The organism is Catenuloplanes japonicus (assembly GCF_000717135.1).
Classification (GTDB): Bacteria; Actinomycetota; Actinomycetes; order Mycobacteriales; family Micromonosporaceae; genus Catenuloplanes; species Catenuloplanes japonicus.
The window spans coordinates 206,383-223,931 of the sequence record NZ_JNXY01000033.1 but is presented as its reverse complement, the minus strand read 5'-3'; the positions used below and the strand labels follow the sequence as shown (position 1 = coordinate 223,931).

Annotated in this window: 15 protein-coding genes; 5 read left to right on the top strand and 10 right to left on the bottom strand. The window is 73.3% G+C overall.

The window, feature by feature from the left end; genetic code table 11:
- Positions 1-7: 7 nt before the first annotated feature.
- Genes OP04_RS38310 through OP04_RS38300 form a run of 3 tightly spaced genes read left to right on the top strand, consistent with a single transcriptional unit; the run spans position 8 to position 4,913 of the window.
- Positions 8-1,174, top strand: a complete 1,167-nt coding sequence (locus tag OP04_RS38310) for an exonuclease SbcCD subunit D (protein ID WP_033344835.1) — start codon at positions 8-10, stop codon at positions 1,172-1,174.
- The gene (locus OP04_RS38305; RefSeq protein ID WP_033344834.1) at positions 1,171-3,918 is read left to right on the top strand and encodes an AAA family ATPase; all 2,748 of its coding nucleotides are present in this window, start codon (positions 1,171-1,173) and stop codon (positions 3,916-3,918) included. The genes OP04_RS38310 and OP04_RS38305 overlap by 4 nt, the downstream gene beginning before the upstream one ends.
- Positions 3,915-4,913, top strand: a complete 999-nt coding sequence (locus tag OP04_RS38300; protein ID WP_033344833.1) for a hypothetical protein — start codon at positions 3,915-3,917, stop codon at positions 4,911-4,913. Before OP04_RS38305 ends, OP04_RS38300 begins: the two co-directional genes overlap by 4 nt.
- 87 nt (positions 4,914-5,000) lie before the next feature.
- On the opposite strand, the gene OP04_RS38295 is transcribed toward OP04_RS38300, so the two are convergent.
- The 7 genes from OP04_RS38295 to OP04_RS38265 all read right to left on the bottom strand — a co-directional run bounded on the left by OP04_RS38295 (position 5,001) and on the right by OP04_RS38265 (position 11,876).
- The gene (locus tag OP04_RS38295) at positions 5,001-5,906 is read right to left on the bottom strand and encodes a DNA-3-methyladenine glycosylase family protein (RefSeq protein ID WP_033344832.1); all 906 of its coding nucleotides are present in this window, start codon (positions 5,904-5,906) and stop codon (positions 5,001-5,003) included.
- 186 nt (positions 5,907-6,092) lie between these two features.
- Entirely contained in the window at positions 6,093-7,157 is a 1,065-nt protein-coding gene (locus OP04_RS38290) for a hypothetical protein (protein ID WP_063746803.1), read from the bottom strand.
- Positions 7,158-7,215: 58 nt separating this feature from the next.
- Positions 7,216-8,016 (bottom strand): DUF4142 domain-containing protein, encoded by an 801-nt coding sequence (locus tag OP04_RS38285; protein WP_033344831.1) that lies wholly within the window; start codon positions 8,014-8,016, stop codon positions 7,216-7,218.
- A gap of 193 nt (positions 8,017-8,209) precedes the next feature.
- A complete protein-coding gene (locus tag OP04_RS38280; protein ID WP_157240921.1) occupies positions 8,210-8,917 on the bottom strand; it encodes a hypothetical protein in 708 nt (235 codons plus the stop codon).
- A 172-nt stretch (positions 8,918-9,089) separates the two neighbouring features.
- Positions 9,090-9,887, bottom strand: a complete 798-nt coding sequence (locus OP04_RS38275) for a hypothetical protein (RefSeq protein ID WP_051799714.1) — start codon at positions 9,885-9,887, stop codon at positions 9,090-9,092.
- On the bottom strand, positions 9,884-10,516 hold the full coding sequence (locus OP04_RS38270; protein WP_157240919.1) for a sigma-70 family RNA polymerase sigma factor: 633 nt from the start codon (positions 10,514-10,516) through the stop codon (positions 9,884-9,886). Before OP04_RS38270 ends, OP04_RS38275 begins: the two co-directional genes overlap by 4 nt.
- An 835-nt stretch (positions 10,517-11,351) precedes the next feature.
- A complete protein-coding gene (locus OP04_RS38265; RefSeq protein ID WP_232323891.1) occupies positions 11,352-11,876 on the bottom strand; it encodes a helix-turn-helix domain-containing protein in 525 nt (174 codons plus the stop codon).
- Between the two features lie 67 nt (positions 11,877-11,943).
- Between OP04_RS38265 and OP04_RS38260 the strand changes: the two genes are divergently transcribed.
- A complete protein-coding gene (locus OP04_RS38260) occupies positions 11,944-13,293 on the top strand; it encodes a benzoate/H(+) symporter BenE family transporter (protein WP_232323890.1) in 1,350 nt (449 codons plus the stop codon).
- Between the two features lie 115 nt (positions 13,294-13,408).
- A complete protein-coding gene (locus OP04_RS38255; RefSeq protein ID WP_033344828.1) occupies positions 13,409-13,888 on the top strand; it encodes a DUF3592 domain-containing protein in 480 nt (159 codons plus the stop codon).
- A gap of 165 nt (positions 13,889-14,053) precedes the next feature.
- Here OP04_RS38255 and OP04_RS38250 read toward each other — a convergent pair whose 3' ends face one another.
- From OP04_RS38250 to OP04_RS38240, 3 genes are read right to left on the bottom strand one after another with little or no spacing between them, the layout of a single operon-like run.
- Positions 14,054-15,955 carry an ATP-binding protein gene (locus tag OP04_RS38250; RefSeq protein ID WP_033344827.1) on the bottom strand — a complete coding sequence of 634 codons (1,902 nt, stop codon included), beginning with the start codon at positions 15,953-15,955 and terminating at the stop codon, positions 14,054-14,056.
- On the bottom strand, positions 15,952-16,467 hold the full coding sequence (locus tag OP04_RS38245; RefSeq protein ID WP_051799712.1) for a hypothetical protein: 516 nt from the start codon (positions 16,465-16,467) through the stop codon (positions 15,952-15,954). Before OP04_RS38245 ends, OP04_RS38250 begins: the two co-directional genes overlap by 4 nt.
- On the bottom strand, positions 16,464-17,444 hold the full coding sequence (locus OP04_RS38240; RefSeq protein ID WP_051799711.1) for a hypothetical protein: 981 nt from the start codon (positions 17,442-17,444) through the stop codon (positions 16,464-16,466). The genes OP04_RS38245 and OP04_RS38240 overlap by 4 nt, the downstream gene beginning before the upstream one ends.
- Between the last annotated feature and the right edge of the window lie 105 nt (positions 17,445-17,549).

Sequence of the window (17,549 nt, the reverse complement as noted above, 5' to 3'; positions counted from 1 at the left end):
GACGCCCATGAAGATCCTGCACACCTCGGACTGGCACGTCGGGAAGGTCCTCAAGGGCCACACCCGGGTGGACGAGCACATCGCCGTGCTCCGCGACGTCGTGGAGATCGCCAAGAAGGAGCGGCCCGACCTGGTCATCGTGGCCGGCGATCTCTACGACACCGCGTCCCCCACGCCCGACTCGACGCGCATCGTGACGCGCGCGCTCACCGCGCTGCGGGCGACCGGCGCCGAGGTGGTGGCGATCGGCGGCAACCACGACAACGGCGCCGCGCTCGACGCGCTGCGCCCCTGGGCGGACGCGGCCGGCATCCAGCTGCGCGGCGCCGTCCGGGAGAACGCGTCCGAGCACGTGCTGACCGGCACCACCGCGGGCGGCGAGGCGTGGCGGCTGGTCGCGCTGCCGTTCCTCTCCCAGCGGTTCGCGGTGCGCGCCGTGGAGATGTACGAGCTGACCGCGTCCGAGGCCCAACAGACCTACGCGGACCACATCGGACGGCTGATCGCGAAGCTGACCGAGGACTTCGCGAAGCGCGACGCGGTCAACCTGCTCACCGGCCACCTCACCGTGGTCGGCGCGAAGATGGGCGGCGGTGAGAGGGACGCGCACACCGTGCTCGGCTACGCGGTCCCGGCCAGCGTGTTCCCGTCGTCCTGCCACTACGTGGCGCTCGGCCACCTGCACCGCACCCAGCAGATCCTCGGCCCCTGCCCGGTGCGCTACTCCGGCAGCCCGCTCGCGGTCGACTTCGGCGAGGAGGAGAACACGCCCTCGGTCACGATCGTCGAGGTCACCGCCACCACCGCGGCCCGCCCGCGCACCATGCCGATCGCGTCCGCCACGCCGCTGCGCACGGTCCGCGGCACCGTCGCCGACCTGGAGCGCTACGCGGAGCGCCATCCGGACCCGACCGGCTGGCTGCGCGTCTACGTGCGCGAGATGCCCCGCGCCGGCCTCCGCGAGGAGGTCCAGGACCTGCTGCCGAACGCGCTGGACGTGCGCATCGACCCGGACATGCTGCCCACCCGCACCAGCCCCACCGCGGCGCAACGGGCCGGCCGCTCCCCCAGCACGCTGTTCTCCGACTACCTGAAGGTCCGCGGGCACGACGACGAGGGCGTCCAGGATCTGTTCGACGAGATCTACGAGGAGATTCCGGGAGGCGCGTCGTGAGGCCGCTGCGGCTCGACATGTCCGGGTTCACCGTCTTCCGCGAGCCGACCACGGTCGACTTCCAGGACGCCGACTTCTTCGCGCTGGTCGGCCCGACCGGCTCCGGCAAGTCCACCGTGCTGGACGCGATCACGTTCGCGCTCTACGGCCAGGTCCCGCGCTGGGGCACCACGCGCGGGATCGTCAACGCGCTCGCGCCGTCCGCGGTGGAGGCGCGCGTCCGGCTCGTCTTCGAGTCCGCCAACGAGCGCTACGTGGCCACCCGCGTGGTCCGCCGCGACGGCAAGGGACGCGTCACCACCAGCGGCGCCGGGCTGCAGCTCATGCCGCGCGGCTTCGACGTGGCCAAGCTGGACACCGGGCTCTCCCCGGAAGATCTCGGCGACGTGCTGGCCGGCACGCCCGCGGAGATGGACAAGGCGGTCCAGGAGGCGGTCGGCCTGCCGTACGAGCAGTTCACCACGTGCGTGGTGCTGCCGCAGGGCCAGTTCGCCGACTTCCTGCACGCGAAGCCGGCCACCCGCCAGCAGATCCTGGTCAACCTGCTCGACCTCGGCGTCTACGAGGAGGTCCAGCGCCGTGCCACGGCGCGGGCCAACGCGGCCGACGGCGCGCTCGAAGGCGTCGACCAGCTCCTGGCCAACCTGGACGACACCGACGACGAGCACCTCGCGGCCGCGACCGAGCACGTCGCCCGCGTGCACGAGCTGACCGAGGGCGTCGAGACCGCGCTGCCGGACCTGCGCGCCGCCGCGGCCCGCACCGAGGCCGCCGGCGCCGCGCTCGCCACGCTGGACGCGGAGATCGCCAAGCTGCGCGGCGTGCGCGCGCCGGCGGACGTGGCCGCGGTGGCCGGCGCCGCCGCCTCCGCCCGCACGGCCGCGGCCGAGGCGGTCACGTCCGTGCACACCGCGGAGGAGCAGGAGGAGAAGGTCCGCGGCGAGGTCGCGGGCAGCGGCGACCAGGCCGCGCTCCGGCTGCTGCTGGAGGCGCACGCGGAGCTGGACAAGCTGACCCGCCAGGCCGCGGAGCTGACCACGATGCTCACCTCGGCCGAGAGCGAGCACGGCGCGGCCGCGGCCGCGGTCACGGTCGCGCGCGCGGAGCACGAGCGCGCCACGGCCGCGCTGGAGGCGGCCCGGCAGGCGTACCAGGACGCGCAGAACGCGGACCGCGCCACCGCGCTGCGCCTGCACCTGACGGTCGGCGACGCCTGCCCGGTCTGCGCGCAGGAGGTCACGGCGATACCGATCGAGACCCCGAGTGGGTACGCGGTGCCGGTCGACGGCGCCGGCCGGCCCGTCGGTCACCAGCACGGGCACGGCGACGTTTCGGCCGACGGCGGGCACCCCGGCCGCGGCTCCGACGGCGGGGGAACCGGGCACGGCGCTGACGGGGCCGTTCAGGGGTCCCGGGGCCGGTCCGGCACGCCCCGGCCACGCGGCACTGCCGCCTCCTCGGCCGGTGGTGCCCCCCGCGCGGCCGCCCCCGCCGCCGCCGCCACCCAGCGCGCCGCCGGCCGGTCCGCCGTCGCCGCCGCCGAGGCCGAGGGCAAGACCGCGCGCGCCGCCGCCGACCGGGCCGCGAAGCTGGTCACCGAGCGCGAGCAGGCCGCCCGCGAGCTGGAGCGCACGCTCGACCGCGCCCGCGACCGGCACACCGACCTCCAGCACCGGCTCACCGCCACCACCGCCAAGGTGGCGAACTCGCCCGGCCCGGCCGCGCTGCGCCGCGAGCTGGACGAGATCGCGGCGCTGCAGAAGAAGCTGGATGCGGCCGGCGCGGCCGTGCGCCGGGCCCGCGAGGCCCAGCGGCGCGCGCAGACCGAGGCGGACCGGGCCGAGCAGCGCCTCCGGGCCGCCTGGCAGGGCTTCGACACCGCCCGCGACGCGGTCGCGCCGTTCGGGCCGCCGGCGCCGGACCGGGAGGACGTGGCCGCGGCCTGGACCGGGCTCACCGGCTGGACCGCGGAGCAGGTCGCCCGGCGCGCGGACGCCCGTGCCACGGCCGAGGAGGAGTTGCGGGCCGCGCGGGGCGGCGCGGACGGCGTACACCTGCGGATCGAGGCTCTTTTCGACGGTGTCGGCGTGGCCGCGCCGCCGAAGCGGGGCGAGTCCGACTATCTGCGCGCCGCGGCCGTCGCCACCGAACGGGCCGAGGGCGCGCTCCGGCGCATCGAGGAGCGGCGGGAGCAGGCGGCCGCGCTGCGCGAGCAACGGGCCGGGCACGAGCGCACCGGCCGGGTCGCCAAGACGCTGGCCGGGCACCTGCGGGCCAACAACTTCGAGCGCTGGCTGCTGGAGGAGGCGCTGGACCTGCTGGTCGACGGCGGTTCCCGGATCCTGCGCGAGCTCTCCGGCGGGCAGTACGAGCTGGTCCACGACAAGGGCGAGTTCTGGGTCGTCGACCACCATGACGCAGGCCTGCGCCGCGGCGTGCGCACGCTCTCCGGCGGCGAGACGTTCCAGGCGTCGCTGGCACTGGCGCTCGCGCTCTCCGAGCAGCTGGCCGGCATGTCCACCACCGCGGCCAGCCTGGAGTCGATCGTGCTCGACGAGGGCTTCGGCACGCTGGACGCGGCCACGCTCGACTCCGTCGCGGCCACGCTGGAGAACCTGGCCGCCCGCGGTGACCGGATGGTCGGCGTCGTCACCCATGTCGGCGCGCTCGCGGAGCGGATCCCGGTCCGGTTCGAGGTGCGCAAGGATGCCCGAAGCGCCCGAGTGACCCGGAGCGGCCTGTGACCCGATACTTCATCGACGCGTGGGACCCGGCCTACGGCTCGTCCATCGAGGCCGACGGCTCCGCGGGCTTCGCCGGGCCGTCCGAGCAGAGCACGGCCCAGGTCGACGCGGACCTGGAGGTCCCGGCCGAGCGGTGGCAGCCGCTCCTGCCCCCGGCCGGGCTGCGGCCGCCACCGGTGGTCCTGCTGGTCGACGGCGTGCGCCGGATCGACGCCGGCCTGTGGACCGAGGAGGAGGACGGCGAGTCCTATCCCGGCCTCGCCGCCTCCTACGCGGCCGGCGTCGTCCGCTGCGACCTCGAGCAGGGCGTCGCGGTGCTGGCCGGGTCCCGGGTCCGCCGCGGCCTCTTCACGGCCAGCCCGAGCGCGGCCGACGCGGTGGCCGGCTCCATCCGCTACGAGGTGCACCGGGTCAGCGGCGCCGGGGAGCAGAGCAAGCTCCCGGCCGCGATCCAGGCGCCGCTGACCGCGCTCGAGGTCGAGGTGTCCGGCGACGCCCGCGCGGATGCCGGCGACGACGACCTGCTGATCGTCGACGGGCCGCTGCGCAACCGCCGCCAGCTGGCCCGGACGATCGGTTACATCAAGACCCAGCACCGCCAGTACCTGCCGCCCCGGCTGTCCGCGGTCGTCACGTCGCTGCAGCCGGGCCAGCGGTCCCCGGTGTTCATGACCGGCACGACCTGGGGCGGCTACTCCTGGTACATCCGCCTTCCCGGGCGGCCGGGCGCGCCGTGGGCCGGCATCATCCGCGCGGAGTGCTCGTCCGACCTGTCCCCGGCCGCGGCCTTCGCGCTGGCCGACCTCTCCCTGGTCACGCTGCCCCGCTTCGCGTCCACGGCCTACAAGGATCCGCGGGCTCCGCAGAACCTGATCCCGATCGCGGGCCTGGAACGCCGCCTGCGCGCCATGCTCGGCGACTCCCGCCTCCTGCACCGCGCCCTGACCCAGTCGGCCGCCAGAGCGGCCTACGAGGCCGCCACCCGCAAGGACTGAAAGCCTTCTCTTCCCACATCCGTCGTGGTCACGCCCGCATGCTCCCGCGGGCTCCGGTCCCGCGCCGGTCAGGCAGACCCGCGGACGTCAGAAACGCGCGAACGAGCGGATCGGCATCCGGGGGCCGAAGCGAGGCGCGGCCACGCCGGCCGCCGCCAGCAGGACGCACACGCGGCCGCGATGGCCGGCGAACGGCTCCAGCAGCGCCAGCATGCGGGCGTCGTCGCCGCGCGCCTCACCGGCCAGGCCCCAGGCCACCGTGTTCGGGATGTGGAAGTCACCGACGCTGACCGCGTCCGCGTCGCCGAAGACCGTGCGGACCGTCTCGGCCGCGGTCCACGGGCCGATGCCGGGGATCGCCTGGAGGCGGCGGCTCAGCGCGGCGGAGTCGGGGCAGCGTTCCAGCGTCGCGGCGAGCGTGGCCGCGCGCAGAATGGTCTGGGCGCGGCGCTGTTCGACGCCGAGCGGGTGCAGCGCCCAGTAGGCGAGGCCGGCGACCACCTCGGCCGTGGGCGGGACCCACAGGTCGGGGCAGGGGCCGGGCGCGGGCGTGCCGTACCGGCGGACCAGCCCGGACCAGCCGCGGAACGCCTCCTTGCCGGTGACCTTCTGCTCCAGGATCGCGCGGGCCAGGCGCACGAAGACCAGGCCGGTGGCCGGGAACCGGAGGCCGCGGTGCCGGTGGGACAGCTCCGCGACGACCGGGTGCGCGGCGGCCAGCGCCGGGAAGCCGGAGACGTCGTCGCGCAGGCCGGCGAACGCGTCCGCACGGTCGAGCATCCAGTCCGCGCCGTCGCCGTGCGCGGTCGCGGTCAGCGCGTCGCCGTCGCGGGCCAGGCTCAGCGAGGCCGGGCCGTCCGGCGTGGGCGCGGCGGTCCAGAACACGCCGTCCACGAACCGGGCGCAGGGGTCGAAACGCCCCAGGCCGAGCAGCCGCAGCGAGCCGGAGGCGTGGTATCCCACCGGGATCTCGAGACGGCGTTCGTGCGGCACGCGGCAAGTCTGCCACCTGCACAAGCGCGAGGGTACGGGGAGCAGGTGCTCCTCGTACCCTCGTGGTGAAAGCGCGGCGCCGGGGCACCCCTTCAAAATGCCCCGGCGCCGCCTCTTTCAGAACCCTTGGCGCCGGCCGTTCGTCGCGAGGGGGGTAGGTCTGCGACGAGGCGGCACCGCGGGAAGTCAGCCGACCTGGACCCGCGCGGAGTCGATGGCCGGCGTCTGGTTGGCGCGCTCCATCATCGGCGTGCGGTGCGAACCGTCACCCGCCCACACGGTGCACTGGAACTCGCCGGCGGCCGGGAGGCCCGGCACGTTGATCTGCACGGTGTCGGCCTGGCGGCCGCCGCCGCCGTCCTCGGTGGCGACGAAGAACGCCGGGGCCGGAGCGGCGTCCGGAGCCTCGTTGTTGTTCGCCAGCACGCGGCACGCGGTGTGGAAGTGGCCACGGACCAGGCCGTCGTTGTTCAGGAAGGAGCTCTCCAGGTAGTAACCACCGGCGGCGGCACCCAGGAAGCGGTCACGGACCAGGTTGCGGGTGCTGACCGAGATGGTGAACGGCTGGTTCACGCCCACCTCGTCCGGAATGTCGGTGATCAGCAGCGACGCGTTGTTGGCGGCGCTGGCGACCTCACCGAACTCGGTGTCGACGCAGCGGTTGCCCTCCTGGAAGCCGGTGTGCGGCTGCAGGTTGCTCTCGGAGCAGTCGTCGCCCAGGATCGCGAGGCCGTTGGTGTCCTCACGGACCGTGCCCTCGCCGGCGCCCGGGTTCTGGCCGTTGCCGCCCCCGTTGTTGTTCCCGCCGCCGTTGTTGTTGCCACCGCCGTTGTTGTTACCGCCACCGTTGTTGCCACCGCCGTTGTTGCCGCCGGTGCCGGTGCTGGCCGTGGCGGCCGGGGTGGTGGGAGGCAGCGAGGCCGGCGTGCAGCCACGGTTGCGGCGGTTACGTCCGCGCGCCTCGTTGATCTCCTGCTCGGAGGCCTGGCCGTCACCGACGTTCTGCCGGCGACCGTTCTCGTCGATGAACGTGCCGCGGCCGTTGCGCGGGTACGTCGTGGACGAGACCTGCGGCTGTGGTGCGGCCTGGCAGGCGTTACCCCGGTTGTTCCCGCGGCGGTTCGTCGCCGCGTTGGACACCTGGGTCACGGCGATGATGCCGCCGAACACCGCCACCGTCGCGACGGCCGCGACGATCTTCCTGTTCCGTGAGGCCAGGGAGTACCTGAGCTTATCCGTCCACCTGGGCATGACGGGCAACCTTCCTAACTACAGATCGAGCGCTGACAGTTTGGGGTCGGTCAGCGCTTTATCGACTACGGATGATGCGGACGGCGCCGAACGCGCCGGCTACCACGGCCACGACCAGAACCAGCCAGATTGCGGTCGTGTCGAAGCCACCGGTGGCACCGCGTGCCTGCGCTGCCGCCAGCAGGGCGTTGGCGCCGGTGACCGGATCGGCCTGCGCGTTCGGCGCGGCCGGGAGAGCCGCGTAGTTCACGAGGTCGGTGCTCTCCAGCAACGTCAGGTGAGTGAGCACGAAGGTGTTGGTCTGCTGTGCGAGCGCGCGGACCACGTCGTTGCGGGTCGAGCCGCGGATCGTCCCGATGACCGGGAAGATCTTGCCGTGGGCGGCGCGCAGCCGGGCCACGAAGATCTCGTCGAACTGGGCGCCCTCCGCGGCCTCCATCTCGGCGAGCCAGTTCTGCTGGTCCTGGTTCGGCTGGTCCGGAAGCTGGATGTTCAGCTTCTCGGCCGCGTTCCGGGTCAGCTCGTCCAGCTCGACGTGCTGCTCGCGGATCGCGGCGCCGACCTCCTGGACCCTCGCCGACTCGCCCTTCTCGGCCGCCATCTCGCCGGCCGGGATCTCCCACAGGCCCGCGAGGCGTACCGCGATGACGAACTGCTCGTCCGAGGACCCGACCGGCCCGGAAGCGTCCTGTGCCGCCGGGTCCACCACACCGGGGGTCGGCGCGGCGAGGGCTGCCGCGGGAACGGCCGCCGCCGGCGACGCGAAGGCCACCGCGGGGGCGGAGAACAGGACGGCACCCAGGACAGCAAGGGTGGAAACCGCGCGGACACCGCGTTGCCGGAGTCGCACAGCCGCCATCACTTCACCTCCATTAGTCGACACATCACGCTTCACGGATTTGAGGGGCCGCAGGGTTCAAGCCATCAAAAATTGGTTCTGCGAATTTGTTTTGAACCTGGATCATCACCCGTTCGGGTGATGGGCCTGTTCTAATGCGAAGGGCCGGCCGCATTCGCCGCGGCCGGCCCTTTCAGTTATCGCTTAATTGCGATCAGTAGTCGTAGTCGCTCGACTTGGCCGAGGAGCTGGCCTCGGGAGCGGTCTCCTTGCCGGACTCCTCCTTCTTGGGGACCGGCACGGCCTTCGGGGTGCCCTCGGGGAGGCACTCGAGGTTCTTCTTGCCGTCGGGCGCCGCGATGAACCAGGTGCCGCCGACCTTCTGGCCCTTCCACTGGCCCGGCTTCTCGTCACCGATGTAGGTGTAGAGCGGCCAGCCGTCGAGCGTGATCTGACGCGTGCCGTCCGAGCGGAGCACGGTGCCGACGAGCTCCTCGTCGACGCCCTCCAGCTCGGGCTCGCCGTCGGTCAGCGCCGGCGGCCAGACCAGCGCGCAGTCGCCGTTGCAGTTGGAGATGGCCGGCTTGTTGCTGTCCTTGTCGAACCGGTAGAGGAGGTAGCCCTCCTCGTTCGCGACGACGTTGCCCATCTGGTCCAGGGACTTGGCGATCAGCTTCTCGGTGAGCTGCTCCGGTGCGAGCTCGACCTCGTCCTCGCCACCCGCCGGCGCCGCCGAGGCGTCGGGGTCCGCGCTCGCCTCAGGCTCCGCGGACTCGCTCGCCGCGTTGGCCGCGGGCACGGGGTTGGAGTCCCCGGCGGTGTCGTAGCTGACCGGCGCGCAACCCGACGCCAACATCAGCGCCGCGGCGAGCGCACCCATGGTGCCGCTCATGGCGAGGAGGGTTCGCTTCTGGGTAACCACGTTGATCTCCCTGAGGGTTCGTCCGCTTTTCGGTTCTGCCGGTGAATACGCAGGACAACCCGGAGAGGATCGGAGATCGGCCGTGGACAATTTCACACCGAACCGTTGAACCAAAAAGCGCCGGGGCCCGTGATTACACGGGCCCCGGCGCTTTTACTGCTTGTGGTACGGATCAGTCCGGAGCGGTCACCAGCGTCGCGCCGGGCTTGCCGTCCGCACCGATCAGCTGCACCTGTGCATGGGCGATGTCCGACCGGGTGACCGCGGACTGCGCGGTCAGCTCCAACGGGTTCGGGTTCGCGGCGGTGCCGTAACCCTTCTCCGGGACGACCCAGGTGGACACGACCTCGCTGGTGCCGTCCGTCTTCACGAGCACCAGGCGGCACTTCTGCGGCCCGGTGACGTTCGAGACCATGAAGTTGACCTGCGTGCCCCAGTCCTTGCCCTGGAAGTCCACCAGGAGCTGGACGCCGGTGCGCGGGTCCGTGGCCCGGAACTGGTCGCCGCCGTCCGGACCGCCCACGCCGGGGCCGTCCGGGTCCGGCGGCAGCTGCGCGTCCTGGGACGGGATCGCCACCGGGCTGCCGACGCCGTCGCCGAACCACTGGCCGCCGGCGAAGAGCGACAGGCTCGCCACCACCAGCACGATCGCGAGTGCGAACCCGCTGGTGACCAGCTGACGGCGCCGGGCGCGCTTGCGCTCCTTGCCGACCGTGCCCATCATCCGCTGCAGCACGCGGCCCTCGCGGTGCGTCTGCTCCGCGACGACGTAGCTCGGCGGGTCCACCCGGCTGAGCACGTCGACCACCGGCATCAAGGACTCCAGCTCGGCCGCGCACTCGTCGCAGTCGATCAGGTGTTCCTCGAACTGCGCGGTCTCGTACTCGTCGAGCGCGCCGATCGCATACGCCCCCACGTCCGTGTGCGGCGCTGACCCCTCCGGGGCAGCCGTCGAGAATCGGTCGCTCACCCCGTCACCCCCCGCTCCTGAAGCGCCGACCGCAGGGCCCGCAGCGCGTAGTAGACGCGCGACTTCGCGGTGCCGAGCGGCAGCCCGAGCGCAGATGCGGCCTCCTGCACCGTGCGCCCCTTGAAGTAAGTCTCCACCAGAATCTCCCGATGCGCCGTGGTGAGCGTGCGCAACGCGTCGGAGACGGTCATCTCCTGCAACAGCCGATCGGTTTCATCGGATGTCGTGGGGAACGTCTCCAGTTCACGGTCATAGGTCTCGGTGGGGCGGGCCTTCTCGCTCCGGTGATCGTCGATGGCGATCCGCCGGGCGACCGTGACGAGCCACGGCCGCAGAGAGGTCTGTCCCTGCGCACCGAGTCGGTGCGCGTTGCGCCAGGCCCGCAGCAGGGTCTCCTGCACGATGTCCTCCGCGCGCTGCCGGTCACCGCCGGTCAGGCGCAGCACGAACATCAGCAGCGGCCCCGCGTGCTCCTCGTAGAGGGTGCGGACGAGCGCGTCCTCGCTCTTGGCGGAGCCGGTCGGGCCGAAGCCGCCACCGGTGCTCTCGCCACCGTCGTCACCCGGGCCGCCTCCACCGCGTCGCCCTCTTCCGCGAGGGTCGACCGGTCCGGTGGGGCCGCCGGGCATGCCGGGGATGCGAGGGGAGGGCGCTGGGTTCATGGCAGGGCGCGAGAAGTCAGGAGTTGCCTCGTGCGCGGCAGGCCTGGCCTCGTGCCGGGGAGCCGGTCGTGGCGTCACCGGCCCATCATTGCGGTTGATCGAGCTGCCGTCGAGCGTCAGCCACCGGTTTATTGATCGCGGCTGCCCAGGGGCACACAGTGTGTCCGTTCCACGACCACCGCTGGCTACCTGGTGCATCGCCACCTCCTCGTACGGTTTACGGTCGCTGCTCGACTCGATCGCAAGTAGGTACGCGGTGGCAGGGCCCGTTGGATCAATCCGACGAGGAGAAATCCGTGAATCTGTGTGGTCCCGGTCACCCGACCGGGTGACCGAGCAACATTTCCGAAATGTCGCCCAGGAGTGTGCATTACGTCACATTTCATATATTGGGACGAAAACCGGGCGCGGCACCCGCGGGCACCGGCCACCGCCCCCGCACACCGCCCTCGGTACGCGGCGCACGGCACCCGAAGAAGATGCACACACAATCCCAAACAACGACTCAGCCGGTACGACAGTGTGGGCACACCGCCGTACCGGCCGATTCAATCGTGCGCCGGCAATTCCGGGACGACCGTTGTTTTCACAGCTCACTGGGCTGGTGACCTGCGCGGTCGCGTCCGGCGCCCGATCCGGGAGCCTGCACTACCACAATGATTCTGGTGTGCTTTCGCAGAGGAACTTTAAGTCGTCTAAGCACTCCTTAATCAATCGAAAAGAATCGTTCGATCGGGGCGTGCCCACTATTCATAACGCCCGGCGGGCATTCAAGGTCGCCACCGCGACCGTGACCTTTCCGTTACCGGGCGGACGGCGTCCGGATCAGCAGCGACGCCTGCACGTCCGTCCCGCCGACCGCCTCGTAGACGTGCGGGACATCGGCCCGCCAGGACGCGTGCTCACCGGCGCCGACCAGCAGCGGGGCATCGGCCGACCCGGTCCGCAGCGCGCCCGCGAACACGGTCAGGTCCTCGGTCACGCCCGCCTGGTGCGCCGGTGACACCTGCCGGGCCCCGGCGGCGACGACCAGCCGGTACAGCTCGAACGTGCAGCCCTGCTCCTCGAACGTGCGCAGCAGCGTCGCGGTCACGGCCGCGCCGCTCACCCGCTGTGCCGGCGCGGCCGCCAGCGCCGCACTGAGCGGCACACCGAGCTGCGCGGTCACCGCGTAGAGCGTCTCCAGCGTCGGATTGCGCACGCCGGTCTCCAGGCCGGAGAGCGTGGCCTTCCCGATCCCGGCGCGCCGCGCCACCTCGGACAGCGACAGTCCGCGGGCCTCCCGCAGCTCGCGCAGGCGCGGGCCGATTCCCCCTGGCGTGGTCACCGTGCCATGGTGCACGATGCGTGAGCGTTCCGTTTATGAAACACCAACACCGCCTCGGGGGTACGACGTGAGCCTGCGCTTCCTGCTCCAGCCGATCGTCGCGGGCGCGGTCACGGCCGTCGTCGGTTTCGCCAGCTCGTTCACCGTGGTGCTGGCCGGGCTGCGCGCGGTCGGGGCGAGCCCGGTGCAGGCCTCGTCCGGGCTGCTCACCGCGTGCGTCGCCGTGGGCCTCGTCGCGATCCTGCTGGGCGTGCGCCACCGCCTGCCGATCGCGATCGCCTGGTCCACCCCCGGCGCCGCGCTGCTGGTGGCGACCGGGGTGCCCGAGGGCGGGTGGCCGGCCGCGGTCGGCGCCTTCGGGGTCACCGGGCTGCTGATCGTGCTGGCCGGCCTGTTCGCGCCGCTCGGGCGCGCGATCGCGGCGATCCCCGCGCCGATCGCGGGCGCGATGCTGGCCGGGGTGCTGCTCGACCTGTGCCTGGCGCCGGTGCGCGCGGCCGCGGAGGTGCCGGCGCTCGCCGTACCCGTGATCGCGGTCTGGGCTCTGCTCTTCAGATTCGCCCGGTTGTGGGCCGTGCCGGTGGCGCTCGCGGTCGCGGCCGCGGGCATCGCGCTGACCACGCCCGCGGGCGCTCTCGGCGGCGTCGACCCGTGGCCGGTGCTGGCGCTGACCACGCCCACGTTCCGCCCCGCCGCGCTGATCTCGCTGGCCGTGCCGTTGTTCCTGGTCACCATGGCCTCGCAGAACGTGCCCGGCATGGCGGTGCTGGCCGGGTTCGGCTACCGGCCGCCGCTGCGCCCGGTGCTGCTGGCCACCGGCGCCGCCACCGCGGTCACGGCCGTCGGCGGCACGCACGCGGTGAATCTGGCCGCGATCAGCGCGGCGCTGGCCGCCGGCCCGGACGCCTCCCCCGACCCGTCCCGGCGCTGGATCGCGTCGGTCAGCGCCGGCGGCTTCATGATCCTGCTCGGCCTGGGCGCGGGCCTGGCCACCGCGCTCGTGCTGCTCTCCCCGCCGATCCTGATCGAGGCCGTGGCCGGCCTGGCGCTGCTCTCCGCGCTGGCGTCCGCGCTCGCCTCCGCCGTCGCCGGCCCGGACGGCCGGGAGGCCGCGGTCGTGACGTTCGTGGTGACCGCGTCCGGCGTGTCGTTCTGGGGCGTCGGCTCCGCCTTCTGGGGCCTGATCGCGGGCGCGCTGCTCCTGCTCCTGCTGAAGGCCCGCCGCCGGCCCACGTCCGCCGCCGGCGAAAGCCCCGCACCCGGTGGAACAACCGCCGCACCCGGCAGCACCGGCACACCGGACCGGGCCGGGACACCAGGCGCGGACCAGACCGGCGCGGCAGACCAGACCGGCGCGGCAGACCAGGCCGGCACGGCAGACGGCGACGCCGCCGAGCCTGCGACCCGGCCGGTGTGACCGGGGTGCGGGCGCCGCGGCCTCCGCCGAACGGGACCGATTCGGCGAAAGCGGCACCGCCGGCACCGGTGGTCGATGTATCAAGAACTGAGTGACTTCGGCCGAGGGAGGCGCGGTGTCCGCTAGTCGGCGTCGCCCGCGTGGCCTGCACCGCAACCCGTTCACCACCCGGGACGGCTTCCTGGCCTGGGCGAACAGCCCGCCGGTCACCGGTGCGCTCTGCGTGCTCGCGGCGCTGATCTGCCTGACCGGCGCGTTCGCCGCGCATCGGCACGCCTCCGTGCTGCGGGAACGCGGCATCCAGGCCCAGGCGGACGTGCTGCGTGCCGGTGCGGACCGCAGCGTGCTGCTGCGCTTCACCACCGCGAAGGGCCAGGAGATCACCACCGAGGTCGGCGCGCTGGACTGGGACCCGGCGCCGGTCGCCGGCGGCACCGCGAAGGTCATCTACGACCCGGTGAACCCGGCCGGCAGCGTCACCGACGCCCGCTCCGGCCCGGACCGCCTGGTCACCTGGCTGCTCTCCGGCCTCGCCCTGCTCTTCACGGTGCTCGCGCCGCTCGCGTTCACCAAGCGCGTCCGCTGGCGCAGCTGACGGCACGCGGGCTCGACGAGAGTGACCGGCAACCGGCGCGGGGCCGGTTCGGCCAGGTCCGTTGCGCGCGGCGATGCCCGGTTGCTGCCTGCCGAAATGTCGGGCGCGGAGCGCCTGCTCACCGGGCCGGGCGCCTGGATCAGGCCCGTGGAGCGGTCCCGCGCGTCAGTCGGTCTCGTCGTCGATGAGGGCGTAGGGCGGGCGGTCGACGCGGCGGGAGAAGCGGACCACCACGTCCGGGTCCGCGGCCGGGGGCGGGGCCGAATCGGTCACGATGACCTGGGCACCCGCGCCGGCACCGGCCAGCCAGGCCTCCAGGTGGCGGTAGAGCCGATCGACCTCCTTCGGGCCGAGGTTCTTGCGCGGGCTGTCCAGCAGCAGGAACCCGGGGTGCGACGACCGCGACTCCCAGGCGATCTCGAACAGCGCCAGCTGCCAGGCCAGCGCGATCAGCGTGCGCCCGCCGGGGGACGCCGCCGGGTAGGGCTTGCCGCGCGCCCACGGCGTCAGGTCGTCCGCCACGCGCGCCTCCTCGGCCCGCGGGTAGCGCCATTCGCGCAGGATGTCCCGGTAACGTGCGCCGAGGTCCGCGACCACGGCCGCGCGACCGGCAGCGGCGGCGACCCGGTCCGGCGCGGCCGCCTCCGCGTGCAGCGCGGCCAGCGCGACCCGCATGGTCTCCGCGCCGTCCGCCCGTTCCCGCAGTCCGTGGCGCAGGCGCAGGCCGTCCACCGCGCGTTGCAGCGCCGCGGCCGCCTCCTCACGACGGCGGGCCAGCGTGTCGCGCTGGGCGAGGTAGGGCGTGACCGCGTGCGCGGTGGCCGCGTCCAGGTCCGCGGCGGCGCGGGACTCGACCTCCTGCGCGCGTTCCGCGGCCGCGCGCAGGCGCGGGATCCCGGCCTCCAGCTCGTCCAGGTACCGCGTGAGCTCGGTCAGCCGGGCGCGGGCGGAGCGCAGCTCGCCGCTGACGTCCGGCGGGCCGGCGTCGTCCGGGTCCAGGTCGGCCTGGCAGGTGGCGCAGCGGCGCTCGCCGGGCACCGCCGGGGTCAGGCAGGACGGGCAGACGTCCAGGCGCAGCGGCGGGAAGAGCGCGCCGGCCTCGGTCAGCATGATCAGCTTGGCCACGTCGTCCGCGTACGTCGCCCGCAGCGACGTCATCCGCACGGCCTGGGTCTCGCGGTCGCGCAGCAGCGTGGACGCGTCCCGTGCGGTCCTGGCCGCGGCGCGGTGCCGCTCGCGCAGATCCTCGGCGAACGTGGTGTCCGCGCGGGCCAGCCCGTCCAGCGCGGCCACGGCCTGCGCGCACGCGGCCAGCTCGGTCTTTGCCGCGCGCGCCGCCTCCTCCAGCTCCGCGACCTCGCCCGGGGCGAGCTCCGCGACGATCGCGGTCGCGGTGCGCAGGTGGTCCTCGGCCGCGGCCAGCTCCGGCTCCAGCGTGCGGATGCGGCGGCCGAGCTCGATCGCGTGGTCGTCGTGGATGTCGAAGACCACGTCGACGACCTGGCTGAGCTTGAGCTGCTTCATCGGCACGCTCTCGAAGAGCAGGTCGCGGCCGTCGAGCCGGTCGTGCGGGAGGAAGCAGAGCCACATCAGGTTGCGGAAGCTGAGCGGGTCGGTCTCGGCGGCGTCGCGGAGCCGTACCCCCTCGAGTTTGCAGTGGGAGAGCAGCAGGCTGGAGAGGCTCTCCGGGGCGCCGGCCGGACGCAGCGGGCGGCGCTCCGGGGTCGCGGTGCCGGGGTCGTCGAGGCGGCCCTGCGTGACGTACGCATGCGCGGACGGCTCGCCGACCGGGCGCTGGATGAGGTGCGGCGTGCCGGAGAGCTCGACCTCCAGCGTGGCGGCGCGCACCCGCGGCGTGATCTCGGGGTGCCGCGGATGGTCGGCCGCGCCCAGGCAGTAGTCGACGAACTCGAGGATGGTGGTCTTGCCGGTGCCGAACGCGCCCGCGATCACGGAGAGCGGACGGGTGACCTCGCCGGCGCGGAAATCCACGTCGTACGGCCGGCCGTCCGCGTGCAGGCGGAGGCGCCGGATGCGGATGCCGTGAGCCCGGAACCCGTTTCTCATGTGGTGTCCTTCGCCGGAACATGGTTCTCGGAAACGGAGGGAGAAATGCATTCGCGGAGCGTCTGCCTCAGTCTACGGCCGCTGAGCCGTCGCAGCCGTCGCACGACGATGCGTGCGGCGTCGGCGTATGAACGGGCATATGCCGCGTTCAGCGCCGTGGCGGACGCCCGTCCCCGGTCGGTGAGCCGGTAGCGGACCCGGCCGGCCGCGCCGAGCACGACCAGGCCGGTCCCGAGCAGCACGGACAGGTCGCGTCCGAGGTGCTGCTGCGCGGTGACCAGGCGCTGTCCGGCGCTGGCGTACGCGAGCGCGCGGTCGTCGAACCCGGCCCGGCGCAGCGCCTGCCGGTCCGGGTCGTCGGGCGCGCGCGCCAGCAGCAGCGGATGGACGGCCAGGAAGTCGTAGACGCCGAGCCGTTCCGCGTCGATGCCGGCCGCGCCGTCCTCCTCCACGACCAGCAGCATCAGCAGCAGCCGGGCGCAGCGGAAGACCGCGGTGTCCTCGGGGTTCACGCCGCGGCCTCCTCGACGTGCCCGGCCGCGATCGCCCGCCAGTCGCGCACCCACCCGGCCCGGCGGTCCTGGACGATCCGGTGCATCAGCCCGCACCGGTGCACGCGCCCGGCGGCCAGCGCGACCGGGAACGCGCCGGACTCGCGGATCTCCCCCATCACGGCCGCGTGCAGGCCGGCCAGCAGCGGGTCACCGGGGCGGGCCGCGGCGATCTCGTTGAAGCGGGCCTCCCAGATGCCGCGCGCGACGCCGTTCGCCTCGCCGAGCGCGTCGAGCTCCGCCCGTACCCCCTTGTCGTGGATGTCCCTGACCAGCAGCTCGGCGTTGAAGTACTCGTGCTTCGCGCCCTCCACCTCGGCGTGGCCGGCCGCGCGCAGCTGCCGGACGAAGAGCGCGTCCTCGAACGTCTCCCTGCCGAGGTCGTGCAGCGGCCGGGCGGGCAGCGCGACCGGCGCGTACGGGTCGTAGTAGTGGCGGCGGACGTGGGCCGCGTCCGGGCGCATCAGCATCTCGCGCAGCACGGTCTCGTGCCAGCACTCGATGACCACGCCGGTCTCCCGCTGCCGGCGGGCGCGCCAGCGGTCCCACCAGCGCGCGGTCGCCGGGTCCATGCTGGACGGCACGCACAGCACCCACCGGTCGAGCTGGTAGCCGTTGTGCTCGGCGGCGCGCAGCGCGGAGTCGAAGGACTCCCGGATCTGCGCCTGGGAGGCACGGCCGACCAGCGGCCAGAAGTACTTGGACTGCCAGATCACCACCAGGCCGGACAGCTCGCCCAGCAGGATGTCGATGCCCCAGTCGCCCGGGTTCGCCGCGATCGCGCGGGCGCCGGGATGGACGGAGGCGATGAGCGCGGCCAGCATCTGCTCGAAGTCGTCCCGGGCGCCGGCCATGTTCCCGGCCCGGAACTGGTGGGAGGCGAAGTTGATCGGAGGCTCGCCGGCGGCGAGTCTGGCGGTGGCGGCCGTCGGCGGCATGTCTGCTCCCTTCAGCACGCTCGTACAGGTGAGCGAAGGGTCCCGTGGATCACTATTGCCCGCGCGGGTGACTATCTGCAATCTTGCAAGCACGTGAAGTCAATT